The organism is Rubrivivax albus, assembly GCF_004016515.1.
In the GTDB taxonomy this organism is placed as follows: Bacteria; Pseudomonadota; Gammaproteobacteria; order Burkholderiales; family Burkholderiaceae_C; genus Rubrivivax; species Rubrivivax albus.
This window is the reverse complement of the sequence record NZ_SACT01000002.1, coordinates 766,775-784,747: the sequence shown is the minus strand read 5'-3', so window position 1 is coordinate 784,747 and position 17,973 is coordinate 766,775. Positions and strand designations below refer to the sequence as shown.

Annotated in this window: 16 protein-coding genes; 7 read left to right on the top strand and 9 right to left on the bottom strand. The window is 72.3% G+C overall.

The features are described 5' to 3' along the window. Positions 1 to 20 precede the first annotated feature (20 nt). Together ENE75_RS09865 and ENE75_RS09860 are read left to right on the top strand one after the other, a co-directional pair. Positions 21 to 1,187 carry a CsgG/HfaB family protein gene (locus tag ENE75_RS09865; protein WP_128198084.1) on the top strand — a complete coding sequence of 389 codons (1,167 nt, stop codon included), beginning with the start codon at positions 21 to 23 and terminating at the stop codon, positions 1,185 to 1,187. Then, a complete protein-coding gene (locus tag ENE75_RS09860) occupies positions 1,187 to 2,566 on the top strand; it encodes a tetratricopeptide repeat protein (RefSeq protein WP_128198083.1) in 1,380 nt (459 codons plus the stop codon). Before ENE75_RS09865 ends, ENE75_RS09860 begins: the two co-directional genes overlap by 1 nt. A gap of 69 nt (positions 2,567 to 2,635) precedes the next feature. Here the strand turns inward: ENE75_RS09860 and ENE75_RS09855 are convergent, their stop codons facing one another. From ENE75_RS09855 to ENE75_RS09840, 4 genes are all read right to left on the bottom strand, one after another. Further along, positions 2,636 to 3,526 carry a universal stress protein gene (locus ENE75_RS09855; protein ID WP_128198082.1) on the bottom strand — a complete coding sequence of 297 codons (891 nt, stop codon included), beginning with the start codon at positions 3,524 to 3,526 and terminating at the stop codon, positions 2,636 to 2,638. Between the two features lie 55 nt (positions 3,527 to 3,581). Then, positions 3,582 to 5,015, bottom strand: a complete 1,434-nt coding sequence (locus ENE75_RS09850) for a bifunctional aminoglycoside phosphotransferase/ATP-binding protein (protein WP_128198081.1) — start codon at positions 5,013 to 5,015, stop codon at positions 3,582 to 3,584. A gap of 13 nt (positions 5,016 to 5,028) precedes the next feature. Beyond that, positions 5,029 to 6,903 carry a B12-binding domain-containing radical SAM protein gene (locus ENE75_RS09845; protein ID WP_128198266.1) on the bottom strand — a complete coding sequence of 625 codons (1,875 nt, stop codon included), beginning with the start codon at positions 6,901 to 6,903 and terminating at the stop codon, positions 5,029 to 5,031. 88 nt (positions 6,904 to 6,991) lie between these two features. Beyond that, positions 6,992 to 8,056, bottom strand: coding sequence for a ProQ/FINO family protein (locus tag ENE75_RS09840; RefSeq protein ID WP_128198080.1), 1,065 nt, complete (start codon positions 8,054 to 8,056; stop codon positions 6,992 to 6,994). Positions 8,057 to 8,175: 119 nt separating this feature from the next. Here ENE75_RS09840 and ENE75_RS09835 point away from each other — a divergent pair, with 119 nt between their 5' ends. Continuing rightward, a complete protein-coding gene (locus ENE75_RS09835; protein ID WP_128198079.1) occupies positions 8,176 to 8,478 on the top strand; it encodes a cytochrome c in 303 nt (100 codons plus the stop codon). A gap of 32 nt (positions 8,479 to 8,510) precedes the next feature. Here the strand turns inward: ENE75_RS09835 and ENE75_RS09830 are convergent, their stop codons facing one another. The 3 genes from ENE75_RS09830 to ENE75_RS09820 are packed head-to-tail and all read right to left on the bottom strand — an operon-like array spanning position 8,511 to position 11,590. Further along, positions 8,511 to 9,623, bottom strand: a complete 1,113-nt coding sequence (locus ENE75_RS09830; RefSeq protein ID WP_128198078.1) for a quaternary amine ABC transporter ATP-binding protein — start codon at positions 9,621 to 9,623, stop codon at positions 8,511 to 8,513. Then, positions 9,616 to 10,503: an ABC transporter permease gene (locus tag ENE75_RS09825; protein WP_128198077.1), complete on the bottom strand. Its 888-nt coding sequence runs from the start codon at positions 10,501 to 10,503 to the stop codon at positions 9,616 to 9,618. The genes ENE75_RS09830 and ENE75_RS09825 overlap by 8 nt, the downstream gene beginning before the upstream one ends. 16 nt (positions 10,504 to 10,519) lie before the next feature. Then, a complete protein-coding gene (locus ENE75_RS09820; RefSeq protein WP_128198076.1) occupies positions 10,520 to 11,590 on the bottom strand; it encodes an ABC transporter substrate-binding protein in 1,071 nt (356 codons plus the stop codon). Positions 11,591 to 11,798: 208 nt separating this feature from the next. On the opposite strand from ENE75_RS09820, the gene ENE75_RS09815 reads away from it, so the two are divergent. Then, positions 11,799 to 12,779 carry a porin gene (locus ENE75_RS09815; RefSeq protein WP_128198075.1) on the top strand — a complete coding sequence of 327 codons (981 nt, stop codon included), beginning with the start codon at positions 11,799 to 11,801 and terminating at the stop codon, positions 12,777 to 12,779. Positions 12,780 to 12,826: 47 nt separating this feature from the next. On the opposite strand, the gene ENE75_RS09810 is transcribed toward ENE75_RS09815, so the two are convergent. Next, positions 12,827 to 13,270: a PaaI family thioesterase gene (locus ENE75_RS09810; protein WP_128198074.1), complete on the bottom strand. Its 444-nt coding sequence runs from the start codon at positions 13,268 to 13,270 to the stop codon at positions 12,827 to 12,829. Further along, complete coding sequence (locus ENE75_RS09805; protein ID WP_128198073.1) at positions 13,267 to 13,953, bottom strand: transglutaminase-like domain-containing protein; 687 nt, start codon at positions 13,951 to 13,953, stop codon at positions 13,267 to 13,269. Before ENE75_RS09805 ends, ENE75_RS09810 begins: the two co-directional genes overlap by 4 nt. Positions 13,954 to 14,003: 50 nt before the next feature. On the opposite strand from ENE75_RS09805, the gene ENE75_RS09800 reads away from it, so the two are divergent. From ENE75_RS09800 to ENE75_RS09790, 3 genes are all read left to right on the top strand, one after another. Beyond that, positions 14,004 to 15,743: an ExeA family protein gene (locus ENE75_RS09800; protein ID WP_128198072.1), complete on the top strand. Its 1,740-nt coding sequence runs from the start codon at positions 14,004 to 14,006 to the stop codon at positions 15,741 to 15,743. 49 nt (positions 15,744 to 15,792) lie between these two features. After that, positions 15,793 to 16,680: an alpha/beta fold hydrolase gene (locus tag ENE75_RS09795; RefSeq protein WP_128198071.1), complete on the top strand. Its 888-nt coding sequence runs from the start codon at positions 15,793 to 15,795 to the stop codon at positions 16,678 to 16,680. A 98-nt stretch (positions 16,681 to 16,778) separates the two neighbouring features. Next, complete coding sequence (locus ENE75_RS09790) at positions 16,779 to 17,963, top strand: acetyl-CoA C-acyltransferase family protein (RefSeq protein ID WP_128198070.1); 1,185 nt, start codon at positions 16,779 to 16,781, stop codon at positions 17,961 to 17,963. Positions 17,964 to 17,973: the final 10 nt, after the last annotated feature.

Below are 17,973 nucleotides of genomic sequence, written 5' to 3'. Positions count from 1 at the left end.
ACCGACGAGAAGGCCACGGCATGAAACACACCCTGATCACCCTGGCGGCGCTGCTGGCCTGCGGCACGGCGTGGTCGCAGGCCCGCTTGGTGCATGCCGAAGGCACGGTCACGCTCGACGGCCGCCCGGTGGTCGAAGGCACCGACTTCGACCAGGGCCGCGTGCGTACCGCCGACGGCGGCACGGCCCAGCTGCGCTTCATCGACGGCACGCTGCTGATGCTCGGCAGTGCCAGCGAGGTGGCGCTGCCGCGCGCCGGCTTCAAGGAACTGGCGCTGACCGCCGGCGGGCTGCGCCTGGCCACCGGATCGCCGGACTGGTACGTGCTGGTCGGCGACGGCCAGGCCGGCGAGCGTCAGCTGCGCGCCACCGGTTTCTTGAAGCTGGAATGGTGCCGTGCCGACGCCGGCTGCACGCTGACGCCAGGGCTGTACGGCAGCGTGGCCCAGGGCGAGGCGGTGCTGGAGTACCAGGGCGGGCGCTCGGTGCTGCGCAACCGGCACTTCCGCTGGGACGGCGCTGCCGTGCGGCCGGAGATCCTGGCCCAGCCGCCGCTGCTGGCGGTGGACCAGCCGCGCCGCGAAGCCGCCGAGCAGGCGCGCGTGGCCGTGGCCGCGCAGCTCAAGGCCGGCATCGAGGCCTTCGGCGCCGAGCAGGATGCCGTGGCTGCCGAGGCGCTGAAGCGGGTGCGCGAAGCGGCGCCAGGCGAACCGCTGGTGCCCTACTACCTGGGCCTGATCGCGCTGCGCCAGGGCGACAACGCCGAGGCGCTGCGCCAGCTGCAGCAGTACGCGCGCGAGGACCCCGAGGGCGCCACGGCGCGCGAGGTACCCAAGACGCTGACCGTGCTCAGCTCGGCCCAGCTGCAGCAGGAGGTGCAGGCGGCGGTGGCGCGCGAGCGCGAGGTGGCCGTGGCCGAGCCCGAGCCCGGCAGCATCGCGGTGCAGGCCTTCGTCAACCGCGGCGACGAACAGTACCGCGCCATGGCCAAGGGCCTGGCGGCGATGATCATCGCCGACCTCACCAAGGTGCCCGGCCTGACCGTGCTCGAGCGCGAGAAGGTGCAGCTGCTGCTCGACGAGATGAAGCTCGGCGACGCCGGCCTCGCCAACCCCGACGGCGCCGTGCGCTCGGGCCGGCTGATGCGGGCCGAGAAGGTCATCGTCGGCAACTTCGAGGTGCAGTGATGAACCGCCGGACGACCCTTTCCGCGGCCCTGCTGGTCGCCACCGCGCTGGGCAGCGCGGCCCTGCCTGCGGTGGCCCAGACCACCCCCCCGCAACGCTTCGTGCTCGAAGGCGCGGTGATCGACAGCCGCAACGCGCAGAACCTGGGCGTGACCAGCGAGAGCGGCGAGATCGCGGCGCTGTTCCGCGCGCAGAAGACGCTGACCTTCGGCATCCTGCGTTCCGCCGGCATCGACCTGGACACCCTGCCGCCCGAGGTGCGCGCGCGCATCGAGCGTTTCCAGACCACCAACGTCGAGGCGTTCCGCGCCTTTTCCAACGGCCTGGACCTGAAGGACCAGGGCCGCTTCGCCGAGGCGCGCGAGCAGTTCCGCCGCGCGGCCGAGCTGGACCCTGGCTTCGCGCTGGCGGTCGAGCAGCAGCAGGCCATGCCCGAGATCACGCTGGGCACGCAGGTGCAGATCCGTGCCGTGGTGGCCGCTGCCGCCGGCCAGGCGGTGGACCGCGGCAAGGCCACCTACGTGATCGACGCGGCGCGCGCCGTGGCCGCCATCCAGGCCGGCCAGACCGTGGTGCAGGTGGCCGCGGCCGCGCCCACGGATGCCACCGCGCTGTCGGCCGGCGACCGCAGCCGCGACTACACCAGCAACCCCGCCGGGTCGGGCACCGACTTCGTGCCCAACCTGGCCACGGGGCTGGCCTTCAACGTCACCAACGCCGGCCAGCCCACGCTGGGCTACGGCCTGAACACCGAGTGGAAGGGCGACACCTACCGCGTCAGCGACACCGGCGCGCTCGAGTCCGTGGGCCGGGCCGGCGACTTCCAGGCCCAGCGCGCTGGCGCCACCCAGCAGGCGCTGGGCAGCAGCACGCTGGCCGACGGCACCGTGGCCTACTGGGGCCGCTGGCTGTCCACGCCGGACGCCAGCGCCAGCGTCACGCTGGGTGGGCAGGTCGTGCGCGCGCCGGCCCTGGGCGCGGTGGACTGGATCGCCGGCGACGCCACGCGCGGCATGCCCACCACCGGCACCGCGGTCTTCACGCCGGCCGGTGGCGGCAACCTGACCGGGGTCAGTGGCAGCGTGGCGGTGAACTTCGTGACCCGCGACGTGGGCGTGCAGAACCTCGGTTTCACCGTCGACGGCCTGGTCTTCAGCGGCCTCAACGGCAGCACGCGATTCGACGCGCGCACGCTCTCGGGCGCGTTCTCCGGCAACTACAGCAGCGGCAGCTGCACCGGCTGCACCGGCTTCGTGCCGCAGTCGTCGGTGTTCGGCGGCAACTTCCTGGGCAGCAACGCCGACGGGCTGATCTTCTCGACCATCCTGCTGGACGGCGCCGCCACGCACGGCGGCACGACGCTGCTGAAGCGACCCTGAGCCTGGTCGCCCAGGCCCAGGGCGCCCACTCTGTGGGCTCAGTGCGACCCCGGAGCCCGCCCTGCGGGCTCAGTGCGACATCAACACCGGCACCGTCATGGACTTCAGCATCGTCCGCGTGACGCCCCCCAGCGCCAGTTCGCGCAGGCGAGCGTGGCCGTAGCCGCCCATCACGATCAGGTCGGCATTCGTATCCGCGGCATGCGACAGCAGCGCCTCGGCCACCGGCACGTCGGGCGTCCAGCCGGCACCCAGCAGGCCGGCAGACAGCGGCGCCGACCCGCGTGCCACCACGTGCACCGTGGCCTCCACGCCATGCCGGCGCAGGTAGCCGCACACGCCGTCCAGCGGCGGCTCCTCGCCGTCGGCGTCGGCCAGGGTCACCAGTTCCACGGTCTGCGCCATGGCCAGCAACGGCATCGCGTCGCGCAGCGCGCGAGTGCTCTCGCGCGTGGGCGCCCAGGCCACCAGCACGTGGTGGCCGCAGCGCGGCGCGCCGTCGGCGTCGGCGGGCAGGGCGTCCACCGACGGCACGAACAGCAGTGGCGCTCCGGCACCCACCAGCACGCTGCCGGCGAACCCGGCCACCTGGCCGTCGCCTGGCGTGTGCTGCGCCAGCACGACGAGGTCGCTGTGGTGGGCGGCGGCCAGCGCCGCGGCCACGGCATCGCTTTCTGCCGGTGCCAGCGGGATCGCCAGCCCGTGCGACTCGGCCGCGGCGGCCACGCGGGCCGCGGCGCGGGCCTGTCGCTCCGCATCGGCCTGCGCCGCGTATTCGATGGCCAGGCCGGCGGCCTCGGGTGACAGGTAGCCCCCGGCGCCTGCGGTGGCGGTGGGCACGGCGTGCAACGCCTGCACGCTGGCGCCGTGGCGCGTGGCCAGCTGCGCGGCCAGAGCCAGCACGGCGTCTGCCCGCGGGCCGTCGTCGATCAGGGCGAGGATCTGGCGGATGGAACTCATGGCACACCTCCTGTGCCCATGATGCGGCGCCGGCCTCTCGACGCGTTGACCGATGTCAAGCGCTGGCCGGGTCGTCGCCGCGTTCGCGCACCAGCGCCTCGACGGCCGCGGCCACCTGGGCCGGCGTGCCACGGGTGTCCAGCACCTGCAGGCCTTCGTCGGCCGCGGGCCGCTCAGCCACGCGCTGCTGCAGCGCCAGCACGGCGGTGTCGGCGTCGGACGCGTCGGTGCCTGCGGCCTGCCGGCGGCCGATGCGCGTGGCGAGCACGTCTGCGGGCGCATCGCACCACAGGCCCATGAAGCACGCACCGGCGGCCTGCGCGGTCGCACGCAGCGTGTCGCGCTCACCGCGCCTCAGGGCCGCGGCATCCACGATGACCGACACGCCGCTGTTCAGCGCCGTGGCCGCCACGGCGTTCAGCCGCGCATAGGTGCGTAGGGTGGCGTCGGTGCCGTACAGCGTCGCCGTGTCGGCCGGCCGCGCCGTGGGCGCCAGGCCGTGCAGGCGCTTGCGCTCGACGTCGCTGCGCACGCGCACGGCACCGGCGGCCTCCACCAACTGCTGCGCCACCGTGCTCTTGCCGCTGCCCGAGAGCCCTGCCGTCAGCCACAGCGTGGGCCGGGGTGTGGCGGCCAGACGGCGCGCCAGCGCCAGCCGTCGGCCAGCCACGGCGGCCCGGCCTTCGATCAGCGCCACCTTGGCGCGCACCGCAGCGCGGTAGGCGGCCTGCCAGTGCAGCAGCGGCAGCGCGTCCTGGTCGCCGCCGGCCTCGCACCAGGCGCTGACGAAACGCCAGGCCAGCCGCGGCAGTCCGTGGTCCAGCAGGTCCATGAAGGTGAAGGCGGGATCGGCGCCGCGGTCGCCGCAGCGCAGCTCGGGTTCGAACTCCAGGGCGTCGAAGAGCACCGGCGCGCCGTGGTGCCAGACGATGTTGCCCAGGTGCAGGTCGCCATGGCCCTCCACGGTGCAACCCTGCGCCTGCCGTTCGCGCAGCAGCGGGGCCAGTGCCGCCGCCTGTGCCGCGTCCCAGGCGATCAGGTCGTCCAGTGGGCCGGCCACCTCGGCGGTGCCGGGCAGGGCCTGCAGTTCCCGCAGGTTGGCCGCCGCCCAGCGCGTGGCCACGTCGGCGGCGTCGAACGGCCCGTGCACCGCCGGCAGCGTGGCCTGGAACGCCGCCACCGCCTGCGCCAGCGCGTCCACCTGCAACGCTTCCAGCGTGCCGGCCTCGGCGAGCGTGTGGAACAGCTGTGTCTCGTCGAAACGCCGCATCCACACCGCCGGCTCGCCTGCGATGTGAACCACGCCGCGGTACAGCGCGGGCGCGGTGCGGCGGTTCAGCCGCAGCTCCTCGTCGCAGAAATGCTGGCGCAGCACGCGCGTGGAGAAGTCGGCGAACGGCAGCTTCACCGGCCGCTTGAACTTGAAGACCTGGTCGCCGGCGAACAGCAGCGACGAGATGTGCGTGCGGTGCAGCCGGAAGTCGTTCATCCCGCCGTATGCATCAGCGCGGCGCCGCCAGCGCACGCGCGATGCGCTGCCGCCCCACGCGCGCCTTGGGGACCGGGAAGTCGAACCAGGCGCGCACGTCCTCGTCCAGCCCGATGCCGTGCATGAAGTTGTAGACCGCCTTCTTCAGCCCCGGGCCCAGCGCGTCGTGGTCGGTGCCGGTGGGGTCGTCGAAGGCGACGTCGTTCTTCGCGAAGCTGCCGGGCGGCAACGGGCGCAGCGTGACGCCGTACTGTGCCGGGTGCAGCCCCACCGGCGAATGCACGGTGCAGGCGAAGCGGTGCCAGAAGCCGCTGTGGAGGCAGCCTTCGGCGAACAGCTGGCGCACCGTCTCCAGCGCGTCCACGGTCTCCTGCAGCGTCTGCGTCGGGAAGCCGTACATCAGGTAGGCGTGCACCAGGATACCGGCGTCGCTGAAGGCCTTGGTCACGCGCGCGGCCTGGTCCACGGTGACGCCCTTCTTCATCAGCGCCAGCAGGCGGTCGGACGCCACCTCCAGCCCGCCGCTGATGGCGATGCAGCCACTGTCGGCCAGCTGCTCGCACAGCTGCGGGGTGAACGTCTTCTCGAAGCGCACGTTGCCCCACCAGCTGATGGCCAGCCGGCGCCGCTGCAGCTCCGCCGCCAGCGCCTTCAGCGACTTCGGCGGTGCCGCCTCGTCGACGAAGTGGAAGCCGGTCTGACCGGTCTCGGCGACGATGGCCTCGATGCGGTCGGCCAGGGTCTCGGCGGTGGCCGCGTCGTAGCGGCCGATGTAGTCCAGCCCCACGTCGCAGAAGCTGCACTGCTTCCAGTAGCAGCCGTGCGCCACCGTCAGCTTGTTCCAGCGCCCGTCGCTCCACAGCCGGTGCATGGGGTTGAGCATGTCCAGCAGGCTCAGGTAGCGGTCCAGCGGCAGGCCGTCCCAGGTGGGCGTGCCGGCCTCGGCGAACGGGATGTCGGGCTCGGCCAGGTTCAGGTAGCGCACCGTGCCGTCGATGCGGGTGAAGGTGCGCACCAGGCGGCTGGCGCCGCGTTGGCCCTGCAGGTGTTCCAGCAGCGCCAGCAGCGGCCGCTCGCCGGCGTCCAGCGTGACGAAGTCGAAGAAGTCGAACACGCGCGGTTCGGCCAGTTCGCGCAGCTCGGTGTTCACGTAGCCACCGCCGAGCACGGTGACGATGTCGGGGTCCTTGGCCTTCACCGCCTGCGCGATGCGGAAGGCCGCGAAAACCGCGCCGGGGAACGGCACTGATACCAGCACCACCTGCGGCGAATGGCGGGCCAGGGCGTCCGTTACCAGGCGCTGCAGCGTGCCGTCCACCAGGTTGGGCGGTGCCGCCAGGGCGTCGGCCAGCGGGTCGAAGCTCGGCTGGCTCATCGCCAGCCGCTCGGCGTAGCGCACGAACTCGAAGCGTGGGTCGGCCGCCTCGCGGATGACGTCGGCCAGGTCGTTGAGGAACAGCGTGGCGAGGTGGCGCGCCCGGTCCTGCACGCCCAGGCTGCCGAAGGCCCAGGCCAGCGGGTCGTCGCCTTCGTCGTCGCCTGCGTCGGGAGGCCCGTAGGCGTCCAGCACCGCGAAGCGCGGCCCCTCCGGCAGGAAGGCCCGGCCGGCGATGCGGTGCGCCAGCGTCGGGTCGCGCCCCTGCAGGAAGGCGATTGCCGGGCCGATGGCGGCGCGGCAAGCGTCGAAGGCCTCGACGAAGCCGCGCGACAGCGGCCCGGGTGCGGGCTGCGCGTCGATCGCTGCCTTCAGCGCATCCAGCCCCGCCGGCGAGAGCAGTTCCAGCGCCAGCGCCAGCGCCAGGTCGGCCTGCGCCGCGGGCACGCCGCGGCTGCGCAGGAAGCCGGTGAGGTAGGCGGTGGACGGGTAGGGCGTGTTGAGCTGCGTCATCGGGGCGATGAACGACAGCACGCGTGGCGGGGAGGGACTCACCCCACGATTGTCGGCCTCACGGCGACGCGCCTGCGGCGCCGGGGCATCAGCGCTTGTGACGCTCCGCGCGTTCGCGCCGCGCCACGTCCAGCTGCGCGTCGAGATCGGCCTCGCTGATGCGCTTGAGCACGCAGAAGTTGGCCTTGGTCAGCGGACTGGACTCGAACTGGCGCAGCAGCAGCGCGCGCTCGCGCTGCGCGGGGTCCTGCGGCTCCGGCGCTTCGGCGGCCGGCGCGGGGCGTTGGGCCGGGCGGGCATCGGGCCGGCGGTCGGGCCGGTCCGCGCGCGGCGGCCTGCCCGCGCTGCCGCGGGGGCCGTCATCGCGACGGCGATCTGGGCGACCGTCGCGCGGCGGGCGTGGGGGGCGGTCGTCACGCCCGGCACCGCGATGGGCGCCACGATCACTGCCGCGCTCGCCTGCGCGCTGGCCATGGCGTTGCCCCTCGTGCTGCCCGTCACGACGCGGCCCGCGCTCGGGGCGAGACCGTTCACCGCCTGCGCGCTCCGCGGTCTCGCCCGCGGGCGCGCCGGCCCGGCCCTGTGCACCCGCGCGGCCGGTGCCGCGTTCCGCGGCCCGTTTGGCGATCGCGATCTCGCGGCGCCGGGCCAGTTCCGCCACCGCGGCACTGCGATGCTCCTCGGTGACCTCGCCGGCAGGCTGGCCATCGAGGTCGAAGCGCTCGGTGGCCGTGCTCAGCACCTTCAGGTACGCATTGCTGGTGGTGTAGCGCGCGAAGAAGGGGCCGAGCACGCGGCGCGAGAACACGCCGGGAGCCCGCGCCTGCAGGTCCACGTGGATGCGCAGCTTGATCGGCTTGGGCGGGCCTTCGGTGCCGAACAGCGCCGGGAACAGCTCGGCGAGCCTGGCGCCGCAGGCAGCGGGGCTCATGCCGGGCGGCGTCGGGGCCGGTGCCTCGACGGGCGCGGACGCCTCGGCGGGCAGCTGCCCCACCGCTGCGTCCAGGGGTGTCGCCTCCGCCTCGGCCGGCGCCAGAATCTCCATCGGCATGGCCGCGGCGGCAACGTCCTGCGGCGCATCGGCCGACACCCCGGCAGGGACCTCGGCGGGCGGGGTCGGGGCGTCGTTCGGTGGCACGGCAGGATCGGACATCACGGGCAGGACAGGACAGTGGGGCCGCGATTGTCGCCGCTGCGTGTGCACAGGGTCCAGCGCGGGACTACAGTGCGGGCATGCCCGCAAGCATTGCTCCCGTCCCGCGGTCCCGGCGAATGGCCTGGACGGCGCTCGTCGTCCTGTCCATCCTGCTGCCTGCCACCTCGGCGCTGGCGCAGAGCCCGCCGCCGGACCGCGGCCGGCTGCTCTACGAGACCCACTGCATCGCCTGCCACACGACGCAGATGCACTGGCGCGACAAGCGCGTGGTGCAGGACTGGGCCAGCCTGCTGGGCCAGGTGGGCGCTTGGCAGGCGCGCGCGAAGCTGGGCTGGAATGCGGCCGACATCCGCGCGGTGGCCGAGCATCTCAACGCCAGCATCTACCGGCTGGCCGATGCGCCGGTGCGCGGCGAATGAACGCCGCCGACCGCGCGCGCTGACCGCTGCGCTCAGCCGGCCGCGGTCGGCTCCGTCGCCGGCGGCACCATCGCCGCGATCACATCGCTCATCGTGATCACGCCCAGGTGCTTGCCCTTGGCGTTGACCACGTTGGCCGCCTCGCGGTTCTCGGCGCTGAGCAGGCGCGCGGCTTCCTCGATCACCAGCCCGGGGTCCACGGTGGGCCCTTCCACGGGCGCACCGGCCGTCATCAGCGTGCGGCAGCGGACCACGCGGCCGCGGTTCACGTCCTTGACGAAGTTGCTGATGTAGTCGTCGGCCGGCTTGAGCACGATCTGCTGGCCGGTGCCCTGCTGCACCACCTCGCCGTCGCGCAGGATGGCGATGCGGTCGCCCAGGCGCAGCGCCTCGTCGAGGTCGTGGGTGATGAAGACGATGGTCTTGCCGATCTCCTGCTGCAGGTCCAGCAGCACGCTCTGCATGTCGCTGCGGATCAGCGGGTCCAGCGCCGAGAAGGCCTCGTCCATCAGCAGGATGGGTGCGTCGTTGGTCAGCGCGCGCGCCAGGCCCACGCGCTGCTGCATGCCGCCGGAGAGCTGGTTGGGGTAGTGCTCGCCATAGCCGGCCAGGCCCACGCGTTCGATCCAGCGCGTCGCGCGCTTGGTGCGCTCGGCGCGCGGCACGCCCTGCACCGCCAGGCCGTACTCGGTGTTCTCCTGCACCGTCATGTGCGGGAAGAGCGCGAACTTCTGGAACACCATGGCCGTCTGCGTGCGCCGGAACTGGCGCAGGGCCATGGCGTCCATCTGGACGACATCCACCTCGCGGCCGTCCACCTGCACCATCACCTCGCCGGCGGTGGGATCGATCAGCCGGTTGATGTGGCGGATCAGCGTGCTCTTGCCCGAGCCCGACAGGCCCATCACCACCTGGATGCCGGCCGGCGGCATCTCGATGGAGATGTCGCGCAGGCCCAGCACGTGGCCGTGGGTGTCGCGCAGTTCCTGCTTGCTCATGCCGTCGCGCACGGCGTCGAGGAACTTCTCCGGCGTCGGGCCGAAGATCTTGTAGAGGTGGCGGATGGAGATGCCGGTGGCCGAGGATTCGGCCGCCGCTGCGGGGGCGGGCGCCTCCTGGTCGGCTCGCAGGACGGCTTCAGCCATGCTGGACCTCCAGGTGCCGCTGCAGCCGCTTGCCGTAGGCCTGCGAGACGCGGTCGAAGATGATCGCGATGCCCACGATGGCCAGGCCGTTGAGGATGCCCATCGTGAAGTACTGGTTCGAGATCGCCTTGAGCACCGGCTGGCCCAGGCCCTGCACGCCGATCATCGACGCGATCACCACCATCGCCAGCGACAGCATGATGGTCTGGTTGATGCCGGCCATGATGGTGGGCAGGGCCAGCGGCATCTGCACCTTGCTCAAGCGCTGCCAGGTGGAACTGCCGAAGGCGTCGGCGGCTTCCAGCAGGTCCTTGTCCACCAGGCGGATGCCCAGGTTGGTGAAGCGGATCACCGGCGGGATGGCGTAGATCACCACCGCAATGACGCCCGGCACGCGGCCGATGCCCAGCAGCATCACCACCGGGATCAGGTAGACGAAGCTGGGCATGGTCTGCATCACGTCCAGCGCCGGCGTGATCAGGCGCTGCAGGCGGTCGGACCGGCTGGCCAGCACGCCGATGGGCACGCCCAGCACCAGCGCCACCACGGTGCAGACGAAGATCATCGACACCGTCTTCATGGTGTCGTCCCACATGCCGAACAGGCCGATGGCCATCAGCGTGACCACCGTGCCGACGACGATCTTCCACGAGCGCGACGCGAACCAGGCGATCAGCGCGATGACGCCGATCACCACCGGCCAGGGCGACTGCGTCAGCAGCCGCTCGCTGAACAGCAGGAACTCGCGCAGCGGGTCGAACAGTCGCTCGAGCACTTCGCCGTATTCACGCGTGAAGCTGCGAAAGGCGCCGTCGATCGCGCGGCGCAGCGCGCTGAGCGTTTCCGCGCCCAGCGCCGGGAAATCCTCGAACCAGCTCATGCCGGCGCCGCCGCGGTCAGGCGGCGTCCAGGGCGGCACGCACCTTGTCGGCCACGTCCTTGCTCACCCAGGCTTCCCAGACCTCGGGCTGCGTCTTCAGGAAGTGGCGTGCGCCGTCCTCGCCGGTGGCCTGGTTGTCGCTCATCCACGCCAGCAGGCCGTTGACGGTGTCGTTGCCCCAGCTGCGCTTGGCCAGGTATTCCACCGCCGGGCCGCCGGCCTTCTGGAAGCGGTCGGTGATCACGGTGAAGACCTCGGCGCTGGCCCAGTCGTTCTTCTGCGGCTTGTCGCACTCGGTCTTGGAGTTGCAGGCCTTCCACGCGGCGTCATCGTGCGGCACGCCGGCGTCGAGCTTGACCATCTCGTACTTGCCGAGGATGGAGGTCGGCGCCCAGTAGTAGCCCAGCCAGCCTTCCTTGCGCTCGTAGGCCTTGGCGATCGAGCCGTCCAGGCCGGCGGCCGAGCCGGTGTCCACCAGCACGAAGCCCTTCTTCTTCGCGTCCCAGGCCTTGAAGGCGTTGCCGGTGGTGATCTGGCAGTTCCAGCCCGACGGGCAGTTGTGCACAGCGCCCTTGCCCTTGGCCTCAGGTGCAGGGAACAGCTCCGGGTGCTTCAGTGCGTCGTCGATGGTCTTGATGCCGGGGTTGGCGTCGGCCACGTACTTCGGGATCCACCAGCCTTCGACGCCACCGTCCTTCAGTGACTCCGCGGCGTAGTGCAGGCGGCCTTCCTTGACCGCGGCGTCCAGCGGGTCGCGCACGGCGTTGATCCAGGCCTCGGGGGCCACGTCGGGCTCGCCCTTCTCCATCATCGACGTCAGCGTCGGCATCGTGTCACCCGGCACCAGTTCAACCTCGCAGCCGTAGCCCTTGCCCAGGATGAAGGCGTCGATCTGCGCCAGCACCTCGGCCGACTGCCAGTTCATGTTGGCCACCGTGACCTTGCCGCAGGCGGCGGCCACCGGGGTGGCGGTGGGCGCCGGCGCCGGGGCCGGCTCCTCGGCCTTGCCACAGGCGGCCAGCAGGGCGGCGCCAGCCAGGGCGGCGAACGTCAACGACAGGCGGGGGGACAGAGTGCGCAGGAACATGAAGGTCTCCGGAATCTGGTGGGCGGGCCGTTCGCACCGCCACGGTGCGTATCGCGACCCGTGACGGTCCCGGTCACAGCTGAACTGTGTGGGGAAAACAACAGAGTATACTCGAATGTTTTGTGCAAATGTGATTGCGACAAATGCAAATCACCGGCCGACCGGCCCGGCGCCTTTGCCCCGACTTGCCCCGCCTGAGGAAACCTCCATGACCCGAACCCGAAACCCCTTGATCCGTTCCGCCGTGGCGGTTGCCGCGCTGACCGCTGCCGGTGCCGCCACGGCCGCGAACTTCACGCTCTCCGGTGCCTTCGACATCGGCGTCTACCGTGGCTTCGACGAACAGAAGCACATGGGCACCGTGCAGCGCAGCAACATCACCCTGGCGGGCAGCGAGGACCTGGGCGGTGGCCTGAGCGCCACCTTCCGCCTGCAGCACCGCTTCGAGGCCGACACTGGCAGCACCGAGTTGGCGGGCAAGCCGTTCTGGCACGGCGAGTCCACGGTGGGCCTGAAGGGCGGCTGGGGCCACCTGCGCCTGGGCCGTGCGCTGGACGTCGTCTCGAACAACGACTGGGCCTTCGACCCCTGGTACAACTACGACCGCATCGCGTCGCCGGCCTGGAACAACTGGCACTGGAACTACGCCACCGACCGCACCAGCAACAGCGGCAATGCGGAGTACGGCCGGCTGAACAACGGCATCTTCTACGACTCGCCCAAGGTGGCCGGCTGGTCGCTGCACTACAGCGGCGCCTTCGAGAACGCACCCGGTGACACCGGTGGCAACAACAACGGCCTGGCCGTGCAATACGGTGCCGGCGGCATCGCGGCGATGGCCGCCACTTCCAAGAACCGCAGCGGCGACACCGTGCGCTTCTTCGGCCTGGCCTGGACCACCGGCGCCTGGACGCTGATGGGCGCGCTGGACCGCAGCGTTTACGACGACGTGGTCGACTCCACCGCCAAGGTCACCAGCCTGGGCCTGCGCTACGCGATGGGTGCGGCCAACCTGAAGGCTGGCTGGGCCAGGCGGGACGTGGACGGCGCCAAGTCCAATTTCATCGGCCTGGGCGCCGACTACGCCCTGTCCAAGCGCACCAGCGTCTACGCCAGCTTCGGCCGCCAGGACCCGGACGCCGGCGACACCCGCAATGCCTACGGTGTGGGCATCACCCACACCTTCTGACCGGGCTGCCCGACGGCCCGGCCGTGGAGGCTGGGCCTTCCCCGTGGTCAGCCTGGCGCCGGCGGGCGCTCGAACACCGGCCCGATCTTGAAGATGCCGCTGGCGCGCGCCACCGGGGCGCCGTCGGCGGTGACCAGGCCCTGGATGAAGGCCAGCGTGGTGGTGCTGCGCAGCACCTGGGCCTCGCCCTCCACCCAGGCACCCAGCGGCGATGGCGCGAGATAGTCGATCTGCAGGTTGATCGTCGGCAGGAAGCGCCTGGCCAGCGCGGGTTCCTGGTGGTGCGCGCAGATCGGCAGCAGCATGTCGCAGAAGCTGGCCATCATGCCGCCGTGCAGGATGCCCGCCGGGTTGGTGTGCCTCGACTCCACCCGGAAGCCCAGCCACGCCCGGCCTTCGCCACGCTTGAGGTACAACGGCCCGTTGGCCCGGATGAACTCGCCGCCCAGCGCGGCGGGCAGGAAACCGTCGGGCACGTTCGCCGCCGTCATCGAACCGTCTCCTGCGCCACGTCGGCCTGGAAGTCCTGGCCCTGCAGGGCCTGCCCCTGGTCGCCCCAGCCCGGGTAGGTGGCGCGGAAGCTCTCGACGATGGCCGCCAGCGGCACGTCGTCGAAGCTGCCGCGCTGCGCCACGTATTCCATGTGGCGCTGGCCGGCGGCGTCGAAGGGGTGGTACAGCGAGTCGCCGCGACCGTCCCACTCGAGTGGCAGCAGCCCGAAACGCTCGCACAGCGACAGGTTGAAGGCCGGCGTGGCCTTGAACCAGTGGCCGCCGTCGCCGTGGTCCAGCCAGACCTCCGTGTAGCCGTGCCAGACGAACAGGTCGGTCTTCATCGTCTGCCGCATGCGTTCCGTGCTGAGGTGATTTCGCACGTCGGCATAGCCCACGCGGGACGGGATGCCGACGGCGCGGCAGGCCGCGGCCAGCAGCGCGGCCTTGGGCACGCACCAGCCGTGGCCCTGCGCGATCACCGCGCTGGCCCTCATGCCGGCGGGGCTGAGGTCGATGCGGTACGGGTCGTAGCGGAAGCCGTCGCGCACGGCCAGGTACAGGGCCACGGCGCGCTCGCGGTCGTTTGCGCCCTGGGCATGCGTGGCGGCGAAGGCGGCCACGGCCGGGTGGTCGCTGTCGATCAGTGTGGTGGGCGCCAGGGTGGCAGCATGGGGTGGCATGGCGCGAGCGTAACCGCAACGCTGCCCGGCCGCGGCTATGCTCGCCAACCATGTACGCGTCGTTCTTCGGCCTTCACGACGAACCCTTCTCGGTGGCGCCGGACCCGCGCTTCATGTACCTCAGCGACGCCCACCGCGAGGCGCTGAAGCACCTGGACATCGGTCTGCGCGGCGGTGGCGGCTTCGTGCTGCTGACCGGTGAGATCGGCGCCGGCAAGACCACCGTCTGGCGCGCCTTCCTCGAGACCCTGCCGCCGGACGTGGACATCGCCACCGTCGTCAACCCGCGGCTGAAGGTCGAGGCCCTGCTCGCGCGCGTCTGCGAGGACCTGGGCGTGGCGCGGCCCGAGGGGGCCGCCGAGGCGGCCTTCGACCCGATCGACGCCCTGCACGGCCACCTGCTGCTCACCCACGCCCAGGGCCGGCGCACGCTGATCGCGGTGGACGAGGCGCAGGCGCTCTCCGACGACGTGCTCGAGCAGCTGCGCCTGCTGACCAACCTGGTGACCAGCGACCGCAAGCTGGTGCAGGTGCTGCTGATCGGCCAGCCGGAACTCAACGACCTGCTGGCGCGGCCGGTGATGGAACCGCTGGCGCAGCGCATCGTGGCGCGCTACCACCTGCCCGCGCTGCCGGAGGCCGAGACCCGGCGCTACATCGCGCACCGCCTGGCTGTGGCAGGCGCCGGCGGCCCGCTGCCCTTCGACGACGACGCGTTGGCCCTCGTGCATGCCATGTGCCGGGGCATCCCGCGCCGCATCAACGTGTTGTGCGACCGCGCCATGCTGGCCGCATACGAGGCGCGACAGCCGCGCATCGGCGCCGGGCGCGTGGCCGGCGTGGCCTCGCAGGTGTTCGTGCGCCAGGCCGACCCGCCGGCGGCGGCCGACGAGACGGCGGCGCCGGTGGCAGACGTCGCGCAGCCTCCGGCTGTGCCCGACGTGGCCGAGCCCGCTTTGCCGCCGGCCTCGCCGGCCCCGCCGCATGCGCCCACGCGCGTCTGGCCGTGGCTGCTGGTGGCCGGCATCGCCGGCGTGATCGTCGCACCCTGGGTGCGCGGCCTGTGGGCAGGCCCTGCGCCGGTGGTGCCGACCACCGCGACGGTGCCGGCGCCGGCGACGACGGCAGCAGGCCCCGCGGTGGCCGAGCGCACCGTTGAAGCAGGGGCCACGAACCAGGTGCCCACGGCGGTGTCACCGGCGCGCCAGGTCGCTCCGTCCGCCCTGTACGCCCGCGCCTGGGACGAGCCCGCGGCCTGGCGACACCTGGCCACGCTGTGGGGATGGCCCGCCGCCGGTACGGAGCCCTGCGCCGCCGCCTCCGCCCAGGGCCTGCTGTGCCACCGTGGCAGCGGCGGGCTGGCCGTCATCCGCACCCTGGACCGGCCGGTGATCCTGTCGCTGGCCGACGATGTCGGGCGCGCCGCGCAGGTGGTGCTGCTCGGGGAACAGCAGGGTCTGGCGCGCCTGGCGTCGGCCGACGGCGAGGTGCGGGTGCCGATGGTGGAACTGGCGCGCCACTGGCGCGGCGACTTCGCCACCCTGTGGCGGGTGCCGCCGGGCTACCGCGAAGGCCAGCTGGTCACCGCCGCCGAGCCGGCGCTGGCCGACTGGCTGGCCCAGCGCCTGGCGCGACTGGACGGCGGCGTGGGCGGCAGCCTGGCCGAGCGCGTGGCCGCCTTCCAGCGCGCCCAGGGCCTGACCGCCGACGGGCTGGCCGGCGCGATGACGCTGATGCAGCTCAACCGCGCCAGCGGCGTGGACGAGCCCAGACTCGCCGCTGCGGATTGACCTGCGGCGCGATGATCCCCCATCCACCGTCCCTTCGGAGGCCTCGGCCATGAGATCCCTTGCTGCCCTTGCCACGCTGACCCTGGCCGCCTGCGCCGCACCGGCCATCGCCACCGAACCCCGCACCGAACCGCAGCCGGTGGCCGACACGCTGCTCATCGGCGGCACCGTCTACGACGTGCGCTGGGGCCTGCCCGCGGGTGAGCCGCTGGCGCTGGCCATCGTCGAGCATGGCTTCACGCGCCGCTGCGACAACCTGCGCGGCACGCTGCAGGCCTGGGTCGACGCCGGCCTGATGACGCTGTGCATCGACGCATCGATGGTGGCCGGCAACCCGGAGCTGGCCGACGCGCTGGCCGAGTTGCTGGTCACCGAGGGCCTCGTCGGACCCGGCGGCCAGCCGGTGCCGGCACGCACCGTGGTCGGCGGTCACAGCGCCGGTGGCGCCTTTGCCGTGCGCCTGGGCTGGCAGCTGGCGCAGGCCGCCCCCGACCGCATCGCCGGCGCGGTGCTGTTCGACCCGGTGGCCTCGGGCGCGCGCTTCGTCGACGAACTGCGCGGCCTGGCCGCCTTCGGCCAGCGGCCGGTGCTCGCGGTCACGGCCAACGCCAGCGGCTGCAACGCCCAGCACAACGCCTACCCTGGCCTGCGTGCCGCCGCCGCCGACGACATCGCGGCCGGCGGCGACGGCTTCGTCGGCGCGCAGCTGCTGCAGTCATCCACCCATGTGGACGCCGAGGGTGGCGACAGCGACCTGCTCGGCTGGGTCGCCTGCCGCCAGGGGCCGCCCCGGCCCGGCAACGTGAAGGCGCTGCGCGAGCTCACGGCCACATGGGCCGCCGACGTGGCGCGGGGGGTGCGCACGCCATCGGCCTACCCCGGCGGCGCCCTGTTCGAGCGCCTGCGCGACGCCGACCGCGCCGCCACGATCGATTGACCCCGGTCAAGTGCGTTGCGGGGGCGTCAGCCGCGCGACAGGGCGGACGCGCTAATCTCGGGGTTTCCCCGCAACTTATCCCCCGGAAGGAGACAGGCATGAGCCAACGTGATGTGGTGGTGCTGGGCGTGGCGCGCTCGGCGGTGGGTACCTTCGGCGGCAGCCTGTCGGACATCGAGCCGGCGGAACTGGCCGGCCAGGTGATGAAGGCGGCGGTCGAGCGCAGTGGCGTCGACCCCAAGGCGATCAACTACGTGACGGTGGGCAACACCATCCCCACCGAGAGCCGCTTCGCCTACGTCGCGCGCGTGGCCAGCATCCAGGCCGGGCTGCCGATGGACAGCGTGGCGATGGCCGTCAACCGCCTGTGCAGCTCCGGCCTGCAGGGCATCGTGACCACGGCGCAGAACATCCTGCTGGGTGACTGCGACTATGGCATCGGTGGTGGCGTGGAGGTGATGAGCCGCGGTGGCTATCTCAGCCCGGCCATGCGCACCGGCGCGCGCATGGGCGACACCAAGCTCATCGACATGATGGTGGCCACGCTGACCGACCCGTTCGGCGTCGGACACATGGGCATCACCGCCGAGAACCTGACGGTCAAGTGGGGCATCACCCGCGAGGAGCAGGACGCGCTGGCCGTGGAAAGCCACCGCCGCGCCGCCGCCGCCATCGCCGAGGGCCGCTTCAAGAGCCAGATCGTCCCGGTGGTCAAGCAGACGCGCAAGGGCGAGGTGGTCTTCGACACCGACGAGCACTGCAAGCCCGGCACCACGATGGAGAGCCTGGCCAAGCTGAAGCCGGCGTTCAAGAAGGACGGCAGCGTCACCGCCGGCAACGCGTCGGGCATCAACGACGGCGCCGCCTTCTTCGTGCTCGGCGACGCCAAGGTGGCCGCGGCCCACGGCCACAAGCCGATGGCGCGCCTGGTGAGCTACGCCGTGGCCGGCGTGCCCAACGAGATCATGGGCGAGGGCCCGATCCCGGCGTCCAAGCTGGCGCTGAAGAAGGCCGGCCTGACAGTGGACCAGCTCGACGTGGTGGAGAGCAACGAGGCCTTCGCTGCCCAGGCCATCGCGGTGACGCGCGGTCTGGAACTGGACCCGGCCAAGACCAACCCCAACGGCGGCGCCATCGCGCTGGGCCACCCCATCGGTGCCTCGGGCGCCTTCATTGCCACCAAGGCGATCTACGAGCTGCACCGCACCGGCGGCCGCTATGCGCTGGTGACGATGTGCATCGGCGGCGGCCAGGGCATCGCAGCGGTGTTCGAGCGGCTGTGATCCATCGCAC